Annotated in this window: 12 protein-coding genes; 7 read left to right on the top strand and 5 right to left on the bottom strand. The window is 66.4% G+C overall.

The window, feature by feature from the left end:
• Positions 1 to 40 precede the first annotated feature (40 nt).
• From ABIE58_RS00435 to ABIE58_RS00460, 6 genes are read left to right on the top strand one after another with little or no spacing between them, the layout of a single operon-like run.
• Positions 41 to 1,165, top strand: coding sequence for a cytochrome-c peroxidase (locus ABIE58_RS00435; RefSeq protein WP_354542699.1), 1,125 nt, complete (start codon positions 41 to 43; stop codon positions 1,163 to 1,165).
• A gap of 13 nt (positions 1,166 to 1,178) precedes the next feature.
• The gene (locus ABIE58_RS00440; protein ID WP_354542700.1) at positions 1,179 to 2,300 is read left to right on the top strand and encodes a cytochrome-c peroxidase; all 1,122 of its coding nucleotides are present in this window, start codon (positions 1,179 to 1,181) and stop codon (positions 2,298 to 2,300) included.
• Positions 2,297 to 2,842, top strand: coding sequence for a Rieske 2Fe-2S domain-containing protein (locus tag ABIE58_RS00445; protein ID WP_354542701.1), 546 nt, complete (start codon positions 2,297 to 2,299; stop codon positions 2,840 to 2,842). Before ABIE58_RS00440 ends, ABIE58_RS00445 begins: the two co-directional genes overlap by 4 nt.
• A 14-nt stretch (positions 2,843 to 2,856) precedes the next feature.
• Positions 2,857 to 5,523, top strand: a complete 2,667-nt coding sequence (locus tag ABIE58_RS00450; protein WP_354542702.1) for an arsenate reductase (azurin) large subunit — start codon at positions 2,857 to 2,859, stop codon at positions 5,521 to 5,523.
• A 59-nt stretch (positions 5,524 to 5,582) separates the two neighbouring features.
• Positions 5,583 to 6,101, top strand: a complete 519-nt coding sequence (locus tag ABIE58_RS00455) for a DUF2478 domain-containing protein (RefSeq protein ID WP_354542703.1) — start codon at positions 5,583 to 5,585, stop codon at positions 6,099 to 6,101.
• Between the two features lie 10 nt (positions 6,102 to 6,111).
• Positions 6,112 to 7,365: a molybdopterin molybdotransferase MoeA gene (locus ABIE58_RS00460; RefSeq protein ID WP_354542704.1), complete on the top strand. Its 1,254-nt coding sequence runs from the start codon at positions 6,112 to 6,114 to the stop codon at positions 7,363 to 7,365.
• Positions 7,366 to 7,467: 102 nt separating this feature from the next.
• On the opposite strand, the gene ABIE58_RS00465 is transcribed toward ABIE58_RS00460, so the two are convergent.
• The 4 genes from ABIE58_RS00465 to pth all read right to left on the bottom strand — a co-directional run bounded on the left by ABIE58_RS00465 (position 7,468) and on the right by pth (position 10,665).
• Complete coding sequence (locus ABIE58_RS00465; RefSeq protein ID WP_354542705.1) at positions 7,468 to 8,025, bottom strand: class I SAM-dependent methyltransferase; 558 nt, start codon at positions 8,023 to 8,025, stop codon at positions 7,468 to 7,470.
• Between the two features lie 99 nt (positions 8,026 to 8,124).
• The gene (locus ABIE58_RS00470; RefSeq protein ID WP_354542706.1) at positions 8,125 to 8,586 is read right to left on the bottom strand and encodes an SspB family protein; all 462 of its coding nucleotides are present in this window, start codon (positions 8,584 to 8,586) and stop codon (positions 8,125 to 8,127) included.
• A gap of 74 nt (positions 8,587 to 8,660) precedes the next feature.
• Entirely contained in the window at positions 8,661 to 9,911 is a 1,251-nt protein-coding gene (gene chrA / locus ABIE58_RS00475; protein ID WP_354542707.1) for a chromate efflux transporter, read from the bottom strand.
• Between the two features lie 76 nt (positions 9,912 to 9,987).
• Complete coding sequence (pth, locus tag ABIE58_RS00480) at positions 9,988 to 10,665, bottom strand: aminoacyl-tRNA hydrolase (RefSeq protein WP_354542708.1); 678 nt, start codon at positions 10,663 to 10,665, stop codon at positions 9,988 to 9,990.
• A 74-nt stretch (positions 10,666 to 10,739) separates the two neighbouring features.
• Between pth and ABIE58_RS00485 the strand changes: the two genes are divergently transcribed.
• Complete coding sequence (locus tag ABIE58_RS00485) at positions 10,740 to 11,420, top strand: FkbM family methyltransferase (RefSeq protein WP_354542709.1); 681 nt, start codon at positions 10,740 to 10,742, stop codon at positions 11,418 to 11,420.
• A 311-nt stretch (positions 11,421 to 11,731) separates the two neighbouring features.
• On the opposite strand, the gene ABIE58_RS00490 is transcribed toward ABIE58_RS00485, so the two are convergent.
• Positions 11,732 to 13,153 (bottom strand): protein adenylyltransferase SelO, encoded by a 1,422-nt coding sequence (locus tag ABIE58_RS00490; RefSeq protein WP_354542710.1) that lies wholly within the window; start codon positions 13,151 to 13,153, stop codon positions 11,732 to 11,734.
• Positions 13,154 to 13,155 lie beyond the last annotated feature (2 nt).

Genomic DNA, 13,155 nt, shown 5'->3' on the forward strand with positions numbered 1-13,155 from the left:
TCACGGCGCGTTCCGGCATAACACTGGACCGGAGGATCATATGACCCGAACACCCAGACCATCACGACGCGCGGCCCTTGCCGCCGGGATTTCCGCCCTCGCGCTGTCGCTTGCCGCGCCTGCGGCCCATGCACAGGACGCCGCGCCGCTTGCCCCCATGCCCGAGGCAAAAGAGATCAACGGCGCGCGCGCAGAGCTTGGCAAGATGCTCTTTTTTGACAGCCGCATGTCGGGCGACACGGGGCTGTCCTGCGCGTCGTGCCACGATCCCGAACAGGGCTGGGGTGATGGCGCGGCGCTGTCGGATGGTTATGGCGATCTGCTTTATTTCCGCAACGCGCCGGGCCTCTTCAACGTGGCAAACCGCAATTACTTCATGTGGGACGGGCGGCTTGACGGGGCGGACCTTGGCACCGTTGTGCGCGACATGCTGACCGAATCGCACACCATGCGGATGGATAGCCGCCTGGCGCAGGAACGCCTGAAACAGGTGCCCGAATATATGGAGATGTTCGAGGCCGCCTACGGGGCCGAGCCCTATGGCGGGCGCATGTATGGCGCGATTGCCGAATTCCTCAAGACCATCCGCACCGAGAACGCGCCCTTTGACGCCTATTTGCGAGGGCAGGAGAATGCGATTTCCGACGCAGCCAAGCGCGGCCTCGCGCTTTTCGAGGGCAAGGCGGGCTGTGCGTCGTGCCATTCGGGCGCGATGCTGTCGGATGGCGAGTTGCACGCGACCGGTGCCCCCGATCACCCCGATCTGCTGGGGTTCGACCCTGAAAAGCTGGATGAGACCGCGCAACGCCAGATCACCCTGCTGCGCCATTACGCCACCATGGGCACGCCCAATTACATGAACCTGCGCGGCGATGTCGGCCAATATGTCGTGACCAAGGATGAGGGTGATATCGGCAAGTTCACCACGCCGTCGCTGTGGGATGTGGGTCAGACCGCGCCTTACATGCATTCGGGCGTGTTCAACACCTTGGCCGAGGTGGTGCGCTTTTACAACTCGGGCAACGCCAAATCTGCCCCTTTGGGCCTCAGCCCCAGTGAGGAGGGCGATCTTGTCGCGTTCCTCAATAGCCTGACCGGCGATGCGCCCGCCATCACCCCGCCCGAATTGCCCGACTATGCCCTGCGCACCGTCGGCGAGAATTGAGGAGGTCCGAGACATGACACGTCACATCACCCGTATTCTGGGCAGCACGGCGCTCGCGGCGCTGATTGCTCTGCCAGCCTTCGCGCAGAGTGCCCCGCCGCTCGCCACCCTGCCGCCGCCCCCCGTCCCGGCGGACAACCCCATGACCCCGGAAAAGGTCGCGCTTGGCGAAAAGCTCTATTGGGACGGGCGGCTTTCGGGCAACGGCTCGATGCCCTGTTCGGCCTGCCACCTGCCCGATCTGGGCTGGGGCACCGGCGGCGCGATCAGCTTTGGCTATCCCGGCACGCAGCACTGGCGCAACAGCCAGACCATCCTCAACAGCGCCTATTACAACAAGCCGTTCTGGGATGGCAGCGTCACCTCGCTCGAATCGCAGGCCAAGGGGGCCGCGGGCGGCGCGGTCGCGGGCAATGGCGACGGCTCGATGATGGAAATGCGGCTTCGCTTCGTGCCCGAATATGTCGCGGCCTTTCGGGAGGTGTTCGGCACCGAATGGCCGATTATCTCGCATGCCTGGGCCGCCATCGCCGCCTATGAACGCACCATCGTGACCGATGCGACCAAGGTGCCGTTCGACCGTTATCTTGCGGGCGACGCGGATGCCATGAGCGGTGCGGCCAAGCGCGGGATGGACATCTATAACGGCAAGGCGGGCTGTATTTCGTGCCACAATGGCGCGCTGGCCTCGGATCAGAAGTTCTACAATCTCGGCGTGCCCGCAGCGGAAGAGTTCGGGATCGACCCGCTTTATCAGATCACGCTCAGGTGGGAGCTTTACCAGAAGGGCGTGCCCGAGGATGTCTATCGCAAGGGCGATGACGATCTGGGGCTTTACCACGTCACCAAACGCCCCAGCGACAAGCACAAATTCCGAACGCCCAGTTTGCGCGAACTGCGCTGGACCGAGCCTTACATGCATAACGGCGCGCTCTGGTCGCTGGCCGATGTCGTCGAGTTCTACAACGCGGGCGGCGGCGAGGGGCAGACCGCAGGGCTGCAACCGCTGGGCCTTGATGACGGCGAAAAGGCCGATCTGGTGGCGTTCCTCGAGGCGATGTCGATGGACGAGCCGATGCTGGCAGAGCCGCCCGAGCTGCCCGAAACCGCAACATGGTCGGAGTTTCTGAAATGACCCAAGCTATCAAGACACCAGCCAAGGCGCATGACTGCACCTCCTTCAGCCGCCGCAATTTCCTGATCCTCGGCGGGGCCTCTGTCACGGTTCTGGCCACCTATGGCGGCGGGGCAGGGGCGCAGGATCTGGTTTCTTCTTCCTATGTCCGGCAGGTCGTTGGCAAGGTTTCAGAGCTGGAACAGGGCGTGGCGACCACGTTCAGCTATCCCACCGACGACATCGAGAACATCCTTGTCATGCTCGATGAAGAGGCCGGCGGCGGCGTGGGCGCGGGGCGCAATATCGTCGCGTTCAACACCATCTGCCCGCATCAGGGCGGCTATATGGGCGAGGCGGATTTCAAGCGCCCGCATTCGGTGCTTGGCCCTTGCCCGCTGCATCTCTCGACCTTCGATCTGACCAAGCACGGCATGATCGTCTCGGGCCATGCGGTCGAGAGCCTGCCGCAGATCGTGCTTGAGATTGACGGCGACGACATTGTCGCGACCGGGGTGATGGGGCTGTTCTACGGCTACAGCCAGAACCCGACCGGCGCGTGAGAAAGGACCAGAAAATGGCTGACACAACCCTGAGAAACCGCGAATTCGTCCCCCTGCCGCCGCCGGATGCAGAGATCCTGACCACCGCGTGCAGCTATTGCATCGTGGCCTGTTCCTACAAGGTCTATCGCTGGCCGGTGGGCCGCGAGGGCGGCACGCAGGCGGATCAAAACGCCTTTGGTGTGGATTTCCCCACCTATGGCGCGCCCTGGATCGCCCGCAGCCAGCACAATATCGGCATGCACGAGGGCACGCCGCATCATTTCGTGGTTATCGCCGATGCCGATGCCGAAACGGTCAACCCCGGCGGCAACTATTCGGTGCGCGGCGGCACGCTGGCACAGAAAATCTACAACCCCGACACCCTCACCAAGGACCGGCTGAAAAACCCGATGGTGCGCATTGGCGGCGTGTTGACGCCGGTCAGCTGGGATCTGGTGACCGATGTGATGGCCGAGGTCTCGCAATATGTGCTGTCGAAATATGGCGAGCACGCCTGGGGGATGAAGACGTTTTCCTATGAATATTTCGAGAACACCTACGCCATTCGCAAACTGGTGGATCGCGCCATCGGCACACCCGTTCATGCCTGGCACGACAAGCCGATGCGCGGGCCGGATGCCACAGGGCTTGACGATGCGGGCCTCAATTCCTTTGCCGCCACCTATGAAGATTGGGGCAAATGCGATGTGGCGTTCCTGTCGGGGGTGGACCCTTACGAGACCAAGACGGTGCTCTTTACCTCTTGGATGATGGGCGGCGACAACCCCAGCAAGAAGATGATTTTCGTCACCCCGCACCGCACGATGGGCGTGGAATACGGGATCAGGAATGGCGGGCTGTGGCTGCCGGTCATTCCGGGCACCGATACGGTGCTGCATCTGGCGCTTGCCAAGATCATCATCGACAATGGCTGGCAGGATCAGACGTTCATCGACACATGGGTGAACAACAAATGGGAGCTGGAATCGGGCTACGGGCGCGGCACCCGCAACACCGGCTGGCAGTGGCGCACCACATGGGGCCGCTGGCAATCGGATTGGGAGGATTTCCAGAAATTCATCGCAAATGAACCCGCTGCCCAACTGGAAGAGGCCGCGCGCATCACCGGCCTGCCGGCCGAGGATATCCAGCGCTGCGCCGAGATGATCGCCAAGCCGAACGAGGACGGCAGCCGCCCGAAAACCTCTTTCATGCTGGAAAAGGGCAATTACTGGTCCAACAACTACATGAACACCGCCTCGCTTGCTACCGTGGGCCTCATCTGCGGCGCGGGCAACCGCCCCGGCCAGGTCATCAGCCGAGGCGGCGGGCACCAGCGCGGCGGCATGGGCGCAGGCCCGCGCAACGGCTTTCTCAGCCCCGAAAAACACCCCGGACGGCGCAAGAAGCCGCTCAATGTCGACCGTTGGGTGATGGATGGCAAGGTGCGCTTCATGTGGACCATGGGCATCACATGGTTTCCGGCCATGCTCGCCAGCCAGGAACTGGCAAGCCGGGTGGCGGATCTCACGATGCGCAACCCCAACCAGCCGCGCTCGGTGGATCGCGATCATCTGGTCGAGGTGTTCAAGGCCCGCGTGGACAGCGGCGGCATGATGCTGGTCGACAGCAACATCTACCCGGTCGAGCCGCTCAATACCCAATATGCCGATATCGTGCTGCCTGCGGCGGGCTGGGGTGAGGTGGATTTCGCGCGCTGCAACGCCGAACGCCGCCTGCGCCTTTATGCCAAGTTCAACGACGCACCGGGCGAGGCCAAGCCCGATTGGTGGGCCATCGGCCAATTCGCGCAGAAGATGGGCCTTAAAGGGTTCGAGTGGACCGAGAGCAACGACGTGTTCGAGGAGGCCGCGCGCTTTTCCCGCAATGGCGTGCTGAGCTATAACGTGCTGGTCAAAGAGGCGCAGAAAGAGGGCAAGAAGGGCCATGAGAAGCTGCGCGAACTGGGCACCACCGGCATCCAGACCCCGATCCGCATGGTAAAGGGCGAAATGATCGGCACAGGGCGGCTGCATGACCCGGAAAATGACTGGGGCGAGGTTGAAGGCGACACCAAGGACCAGAAATGGCTCTATGCTTTCTCAACCCATACCGGCAAGGCCAACATTCTCAAGACGCCGTGGGAAAACGATAGCTGGTCGGATTTCTACGGGGCGGTCAAGCCGCGCGCGGAAAAAGGCGAGGTCTGGATCACCAATGGTCGCGTCAATGAGACATGGCAATCGGGGTTCGACGATTTGCGCAAGCCCTATCTCGCCAAACGCTGGCCCTGGCCGCATATCGTGATCCACCCCGATGACGCCGCCCCGCAAGGCATCGAATCCGGTGATCTGGTCGAGGGGTTCAACGATACGGTCTATGTTCAGTCGGGCGAACCTGTGGGCGTCAAGGATGGCGATTTAAGCTTTGCCAGCCTGATGGCAAACGGCCATATCAAGACCACCACCGGGCAATTCGTCGCCGTTGCCATTGTCTCGGATGAAATCCGCCCCGGCGTGGCCAAGGCGGCGTTCAACTATCCCGGTTCGATGGCCAACTCGGTCTGTCATGCGGTGCCTGATCCAGTGACCGGAAACTATCGGTTCAAGCTGGGCCGGGGGGTGCTGCGCAAGGTGGGCGAAAGTGCCTATAAGAAGAACTTTCTTGAAATGTCGCTCAAACCGCGTCCGATTGGCTGAGCGTCTGCTTGCCGCCGGGGGCGCCCGGCGACAAGCCCCATTGCACAAGGATTTGCCCCATGCACCTCGCTTTCATCCCTGCCACGTCTCGCGGTGCCGTCGATGATACGCTGCGCGCGGTCGCGGCAGAGCTTGCGGCCAAGGGGCACCGCCTCGCCGGTGTCCTGCCCGAACCCTGCCATACACCCGACCGCCACCCCTGCGACATGGACCTGATCGACCTCGCCACCGACGCGCGGCTCAATATCGCGCAAAAACTGGGGCGACACTCTACCGGCTGCCGTCTGGACAGCGCGGCCATCGAGGCGGCGGCGATGGTGGTGGCGCGGGGGCTTGCGACCGCGCCCGCCGATCTGCTCATGCTCAACCGCTTTGGCAAGCAAGAGGCCACCGGCCACGGCTTTCATCCGGTGATCGTCGCGGCGCTGGAGCGTGGCGTGCCGGTTCTGCTGGGGGTCAACACCCTCAACCGCCCGGCATTCGAGGAATTCGCCGCCGGGCTGGCGGTGGAACTGCCCGACGATCCGCGCGCCGTGCGCGACTGGATCGTTCCGCACCTGACCCGCAACGCCGCCTGAGGAGCCCGCCATGACCGCGCATCGCCCCATCGAGAAAGATTGCTGCTCGGGGGGCGCTGGCCTGATCGCGCCCGAGGCGGCGCTGGCCCGTGCCACGCGGCTTGTATCGGGCGATCTGCCGGATACGCTTGTGCCGCTCCTGACCGCGCGCGGCATGGTTCTGGCCAAGGACGTGACCGCCGCCGCCGATGGCCCGCCCTTTGACGCCTGCGCGATGGATGGCTACGCGGTGACGACGGCGGCGCTTGCCGGCTCCGGCCCCTGGGCCGTGCCGCTGGCCGGCGATCTGGCGGCGTGCGATGCGCCCTGCGCCTTGCTAAAGGGCCATGCGCTGCGGGTGCTGACCGGTGCGGCCCTGCCAACCGGGGCCGATGCCGTCATCATGCAGGAGGACGTGGCCCGCGTCGCAGGCGATATCCGCTTTGCCAAGCGCCCCGCACCGGGCCAGAACATCCGCGCGCAAGGCTGTGACATGCGCAAAGGGGCCACGATCCTACCCTCGGGGCGCATCCTGACCCCGCGCGATATCGCGGTGGCGGCGGCCTCGGGGCAGGGGGCCTTGACGGTGCGCACCCGCCTGCCGGTGTCGCTCATCGCCACCGGATCGGAACTGCAAGACCCCGGCGCGGCCCTTGCCCCCGGCCAGATCTGGAACGTCAACCTGCCGATGCTGGCCGCGCTTGCCGATCGGCGCTGGATCGACCTTGCGCCGCCCCTCACGATCGCGGACCAACTTGCCCCATTGGCCGAGGCGTTGCGCGAGGCCGCCGCCCATGCCCGCCTTATCCTGACCAGCGGCGGGGCCTGCGATGGCGAGACCGATCTGGTGGCGCGCGCCATTCGCGCCGCTGGCGGCGACGGGGAAACCTTGAAGCTGGCGATGAAACCCGGCAAGCCGCTGGTTCTGGGCCGGATCGGGCGCGCCATCGTGCTGGGCCTGCCGGGCAACCCGGTCGCGGCTTATGTGGCGTGGCAGATGATCGCGCTGCCGCTTGCGCGTCACCTCGCCGGGGCCGACCCAACCCCGCAACGCCCCTGCTACGCCACGCTCGGCCGCGTCGTTTCGCGCGCACCGGGGCGCCGCGAATACCGCCCCGCGCGCCTTGTCGGGCATGATATCACGGGCCGTCCGATGCTCGACCTCGGGCCGCGCGATTTCTCGGCGCGGGTCGCAGGGCTGGCGCAGGCAAACGGGCTTGCCATCCTGCCCGCCGATACGGCGCATTTTGAGGCCGGTGACGAGGTTCAATTCCTGTTGTTTTAAACTGCAAACTACGCGTCGCCCGCCGCCGGAACAAAGCAAAGCACGGTCACGTCAACATGCGCGCCTGGCGGGCTGCCCCCGATACGGCAGAGGTGGAGACTATCAGTCCTGCATACGGCGGAACACAAAGATGCGCGCGGGCGGCAGGTTGGCCCAGACCGTGCCGCGTTTCTCGGCGCGGATGCCCAGTTCGCGCTGCATCTCGGGCGCGATGGGGGCCTTGGGGCTATAGGTGATCTGCGCGAAGAACCCGCCCGGTGCCATCACCTCGAAGGCGCGGCCCACCACCTCGCGCTGGATCGTCGGGCGCGCCAGAACCGGCACGCCCGAGATGACCGCGCCGATGCCGCTCAGCCCGATCTCGGCAATCTCCTGCGCCGGGCGGTTGAGCACGCGCACGCCCGGAAACCGCTCTGCCAGCGCCGCGCAGAAGCGCGTATTCGTCTCCAGCAGCGTCAACTGGTCCGGCCTGATCCCGCGCGCGAGGATCGCGCGGGTGAAGCTGCCGGTGCCCGGCCCGATCTCGACCACGGGGCCATCCACCCCCTCAAGCCCCTCGGTGATGCGCCGCGCCACCGCCTCGGACGAGGGCGCGACCGCCACGACCTCGCCGGGATGGCGCAGCATCTCGCCGATGAAAAGCCCGAAATCTTTTGCCATGCTGGCCTCCTGATCCTTGTTCGAATCAGAGCTAGGGCGCGGTTGTGACAGGCGCGTAACCGGGCACGCCGCGTCACCGAAATTTCACGGAAACGGCGGTTACTTGCGGAACTTGTCGAGGCTCACCACCTCGCCGGTATCGTGATGGGGCGCGGCGGTGCCGTCCACTTCGTCAGGCGCGGGGGTGTCGTCATCCCCGTCATCGCTGTCCTGCGTCTCGAAGCGCAGGCCGAATTCCACCGACGGATCGACAAAGGTGCGAATCGCCTCATAGGGCACAAAGAGCCGCTCTGGCGCATCGCCGAAATTGAGCGTCACGCCAAACCCGTCGGGGCCCACATCGAGCGCCTCGAACCAGTGCTGGATCACCACCGTCATCTCTGACGGGTAGCGCTCGCGCAGCCATGCGGCCAGTTCGGCATCGGGATGGGTGGTATCGAAGGTGATGAAAAAGTGATGCGCGCCCGGCAGCCCGCTTTCGGCGACATCCGTCAGAACCTGCTGGATGAGGCCGCGCATGGCGCGATGCATCAGGGTGCCGTAATCAATCGAGCGCGTCATTCTGTTCCTCGGGTCCATTGGCTCGGAACAGCATAGGGGATTCGGATCGAAACAAAAGAGCCTGCGCGCGCGCCTCAGATCAAAACATGCACCAGGCCCGCGAGCGCCGCCATCAACACCAGAACCCAGGCCATCGACAGCCGCAGCCACAAGAGCAGCCCCGCCGCCAGCGCCGTCATGCCCAGCCCGGTCCAGGACAGCGTGGACCAGACCGGCACCGGGCCAAGCGCGCCCGCGCGCACCTCGCCAAAGATGACATGCAGCGCGAACCACAGCGACAGATTGAGGATCACCCCCACCACCGCCGCCGAAATGCCCGCCAGCGCGCCCTTGAGGCGGGGCCGCGCAAGGATCGCCTCGACATAGGGCGCGCCGGTGAAGATCCACAGGAAACACGGCACGAAGGTCACCCACAGGGCCATCGCGGCAGCCATGAGCGCCAGCCCCGCCCCGCCCGCGTGCCAGCCCGCCATGAGCGCCACGAACTCGGTCACGAGGATCAGCGGGCCGGGCGTGGTCTCGGCCAGGCCCAGCGCGTCGATCATCTCTGCGGTGGTGATCCAGCCCTTCAGGCTCACCACCGTGTCGGCCATATAGGCCAGCACGGCATAGGCCCCGCCAAAGGTGACCACCGCCAGTTTCGAGAAGAAAAGCGCCAGATCGGTCAGGAACGTGGCCCCCATGGCCCAGGCCGCCACGACGGGCGCGGCCCAGAGCGCGGCCCATATGGTGGCGGTGGCCAGCGTCGCGGCGGGGCGCACACCATGCGCCTGCGGCACCGGGGGCACGGCCGCGCCCCGGCTCTGCCACCAACCCCAGAGCGCCGCAGCGGCGATGATCGCCGGGAACGGCACCGACAGCGCGAACATCGCGACAAAGGCCAGCCCCGCCACCAGCCAATGCGCCCGCGTGGCCAGCGCCCGGCCCGCCAGCCGCAAGAGCGCCTGCACCACGATCGCCACCACCGCCGCCTTGACGCCGAGAAACGCCGCCTGCACCAGCGGCACACCGCCCCAGACGGCATAGCCATAGCCCAGCCCCAGGATCACCACCGCGCCGGGCAGCACGAAGAGAAGCCCCGCAAGCAGCCCCCCCGGCACGCCGCGCGCGCGCCAGCCTGCGTAGGTCGCAAGCTGCATCGCCTCGGGCCCCGGCAAGAGCATGCAGAACGACAGCGCGCCGAGGAACTGGCTCTCGGTCATCCAGCCGCGCCGCGTCACCAATTCATCATGCATCACCGATATCTGCGCCGCCGGTCCGCCGAAACTCAGCAGGCCGATGCGCGCGAAACTGCGAAAGAGGTCGGAAAAGCTGGGAGTGGTCATGCGCGATACCCCGTTCGGGTGGAGGCGATGCCGCCCCGTCATCGGGGCGGCCTTGCGGGATTTTTCCGCACTGGTGTCAGCGAAACCTGTCCACCAGCTTCTGCAAGGGGTTGCGGCTGTCCTCGGCGGGCGCGTCCGGCGTGTCGGGCGCGGGTTTCGCGGCGGGTGGCTTCGTGGCGGGGCGGGCAGGGGCCATGCGCTGCGCCACGGCGTTCTGGAACCGGTCGGGCTTGTCCCCCGCCAGCCAGGGCGCGCCGTCGCCGATCCCGCGCAAAAGGTCGTCGAGCCAGCCTGCATCGGCCTTGGCGAAATCCTGCAAGACATAGCCCGCCACCCGGTCCTTGTGGCCGGGATGTCCAATGCCGAGGCGCACGCGCTGGAACTCGCGCCCGATATGCGCCTCGATCGAGCGCAGCCCGTTATGGCCCGCATGCCCGCCGCCCTGCTTGACGCGCAGCTTGCCGGGCGCGAGGTCAAGCTCGTCGTGGAACACCACCACATCTTCGGGCGCGAGCTTGTAGAAGCGCGCAGCCTCGCCCACCGACTGGCCCGAGAGGTTCATGAAGGTCTCGGGCTTTAGCAGGATCACCTTCTCCCCGCCAAGGCTGCCCTCGGCCACCCGGCCCTGGAATTTCGCGCGCCACGGGCCAAAGCCGTGATCGGCGGCGATGGCATCGACCGCCATGAAGCCGATATTGTGGCGGTTGCGCGTGTATTTCGCGCCCGGATTGCCAAGGCCCGCAAAGAGCTTCATTGCCCATCCCCCGTTCTCAGGTGAGGATGGTCTAGGGCGTTCGGCGCGCGGAATCAACGGCAAGGGGGCAGGGCATGGCGACCTACCAGATCGACGGGTTGCAGCTCGAGGTGCCGGAGACGCATCTCAACGAGCGGATCGCGGCCAAGCTTGCCTCGGGCGGCTACGAGGCGCTGGAGGCACAGGCCGCCGCCATGCGCGTGAGGCCGCGCCACCGGGTGCTCGAACTGGGATCGGGCATCGGCTATATCGCGGCGGTCTGCGCGCGCATCGCGGGGCCCGAGAGTGTCACCACGGTCGAGGCCAACCCGGCGATGCTGCCGGTGATCCGCGCCAACCTGGAGCGCAACGGCTTTGGCGCGGTGACGCTGCTGCATGGCGCGGTGGGCGGCATGACGGGGGGCGAGGCCCCGCTCGCGTTCGACGCCGCGCGCAGCTTTTGGGCGGCGCGCATCGCCGATGAGGGCGCGCGCCCCGAGGCCCTCGTCGAGGTGCCGCATCTGGGGCTTGCCGCGCTTCTGGCGCGCACCCGGCCCCATATCGTCATCATGGATATCGAAGGGGCGGAGGCGCATCTCTTTGACGCGCCCTGGCCCGCGCATGTGGAGGGCGTGATGATGGAGCTGCATCCCGGCCGCTATCCCGACACGGTGATCAAGCGCATCGTCGATTGCATGTCGGCCTCGGGGCTGACCTATGATCCGGGCCCGTCGCGGGGCCGCATCCTGTGCTTTCGCCGGGTGCGGGGGCGGTAGGGGTCGGCATCTGAGCAAGGTGCGGGAGGCTGTGGGGGGCTGAAGGAAACATCCGATATGACGTGCAGAGCCGCGCGAGTGCCCGTCCGCCGGGTGGGCGCTGCAACGGTTTTGGAATGCGCTTTATGGCGCAAAATACTTGAACGATTGCACGGGTATGCACCGCTGCAAAAGCGCCCGCCCGAGGGGGCGGACGGGCGCTCGCGCGGCGGCGCGCAAGCGCGCCTTGTTCCGCGCGGGGGACGGAAGGCGAATGGCAGCCTCAGGTCACAACCGCACATCACCCGGTCCATGCGCCGGGCCGCCCCCTCTCACGTCCCGCAGAACGTGGCGCGCACCTCCTCGGACGGGGCGGGGGGGCGGCGCAGGTCTTCGGCCTCGGGTTGGTCGTCAAAGGGATGCGCCAGAACATCGAGAAGGCGTTCGAACGGGGCGAAATCGCCCGCCACCGCCGCCTCGATCATCTGCTCCATCCTGTGGTTGCGGGGGATGATCGCGGGGTTGGCGGCGCGCATCACCGCCTGCGGATCGCGCTCTCGCGCCAGCCGCGCGCGCCAGCCCGCCTCCCACGCATCGAACGCCGCCGGGTCGAGGAACTGATCGCGTGCGCCGCCGTTGCTGAGCGCGCGGAAGGTGTTGGTGAAATCCGCCCGCCCCTCGGCCATGCGCGCCAGCAGGTCATCGACCAGCGCGGCCTCCTCCGGCCCGGCCTCGGCAATCCCGATCTTGGCGGCAAAGGCCTGCTGCCGTGCGGCCTCGATCCGCTCGGGCATGGCGTGGACAAGGGCGGTGAATTCCTCTACCGCCGCCTCGCCGTCGGGCATGAGCGGCACCAGCGCGGTGGCCAGTTGCGCCATGTTCCACACGATCACATTGGCCTGATTGTCATATGCATAACGGCCCTGCGCGTCGATCGAGCTAAAAACCGTGACCGGGTGATAGCTGTCCATGAAGGCGCAGGGGCCGTAATCTATCGTCTCGCCGGATACGGCGGTGTTGTCGGTATTCATCACCCCGTGGATGAACCCCACCGCGAGCCATTTCGCCACAAGCTGCGCCTGCCGGTCGATCACCGCCTCCAGAAGGCCCGCAGGGCCGGTGACATGCGGATAATGCCGCGCGATGGCATGATCGCAGAGCGCGCGCAGCCCGTCGAGATCGCGGCGCGCGGCGAAATACTGGAACGTTCCCACGCGGATATGGCTGGCGGCCACGCGCGTCAGCACCGCACCGGGCAGCGCGCCCGCCTCGCGCCAGACCGGCTCGCCGGTGGCGACGGCGGCAAGCGCGCGGGTGGTGGGGATGCCAAGCCCGTGCATCGCCTCCGACATCACGTATTCGCGCAGCACCGGGCCAAGCCATGCGCGCCCGTCGCCCATGCGGCTATAAGGCGTGGGGCCAGAGCCCTTGAGCTGGATATCGCGGCGGTGGCCCGCGCCGTCCACCACCTCGCCCAGAAGCAGCGCGCGCCCGTCGCCAAGCTGCGGCGAGAAGCCGCCGAACTGGTGCCCGGCATAGACCTGCGCCAGCGGCGCGGCCCCCTCTGGCACCTCGTTGCCGGAAAATATCCGCGCGCGCGCCGCCTCATCGCCGCCGGTGATGCCAAGCTCATCGGCCAGCCCCGCGTTCCACGCGATGAGGCGCGGCGCGCGCACCGGCACGGCACCCTGACGGGTATAGAAGCGGTCGGGCAGGCGCGCATAGCTGTTGTCGAACGGCAGGTGCAGGGTCATGC

Source organism: Roseovarius sp. MBR-78, assembly GCF_040547535.1.
Lineage (GTDB): Bacteria > Pseudomonadota > Alphaproteobacteria > Rhodobacterales > Rhodobacteraceae > Roseovarius.

Bases quoted from the DNA above. Each gene is read 5' to 3' on its own strand.
- chrA (WP_354542707.1), bottom strand. From the start codon at position 9,911: ATGACCACTCCCAGCTTTTCCGACCTCTTTCGCAGTTTCGCGCGCATC.
- ABIE58_RS00465 (WP_354542705.1), bottom strand. From the start codon at position 8,025: ATGGCAAAAGATTTCGGGCTTTTCATCGGCGAGATGCTGCGCCATCCC.
- pth (WP_354542708.1), bottom strand. From the start codon at position 10,665: ATGAAGCTCTTTGCGGGCCTTGGCAATCCGGGCGCGAAATACACGCGC.
- ABIE58_RS00490 (WP_354542710.1), bottom strand. From the start codon at position 13,153: ATGACCCTGCACCTGCCGTTCGACAACAGCTATGCGCGCCTGCCCGAC.
- ABIE58_RS00435 (WP_354542699.1), top strand. From the start codon at position 41: ATGACCCGAACACCCAGACCATCACGACGCGCGGCCCTTGCCGCCGGG.
- ABIE58_RS00445 (WP_354542701.1), top strand. From the start codon at position 2,297: ATGACCCAAGCTATCAAGACACCAGCCAAGGCGCATGACTGCACCTCC.
- ABIE58_RS00460 (WP_354542704.1), top strand. From the start codon at position 6,112: ATGACCGCGCATCGCCCCATCGAGAAAGATTGCTGCTCGGGGGGCGCT.
- ABIE58_RS00440 (WP_354542700.1), top strand. From the start codon at position 1,179: ATGACACGTCACATCACCCGTATTCTGGGCAGCACGGCGCTCGCGGCG.
- ABIE58_RS00455 (WP_354542703.1), top strand. From the start codon at position 5,583: ATGCACCTCGCTTTCATCCCTGCCACGTCTCGCGGTGCCGTCGATGAT.
- ABIE58_RS00485 (WP_354542709.1), top strand. From the start codon at position 10,740: ATGGCGACCTACCAGATCGACGGGTTGCAGCTCGAGGTGCCGGAGACG.
- ABIE58_RS00470 (WP_354542706.1), bottom strand. From the start codon at position 8,586: ATGACGCGCTCGATTGATTACGGCACCCTGATGCATCGCGCCATGCGC.
- ABIE58_RS00450 (WP_354542702.1), top strand. From the start codon at position 2,857: ATGGCTGACACAACCCTGAGAAACCGCGAATTCGTCCCCCTGCCGCCG.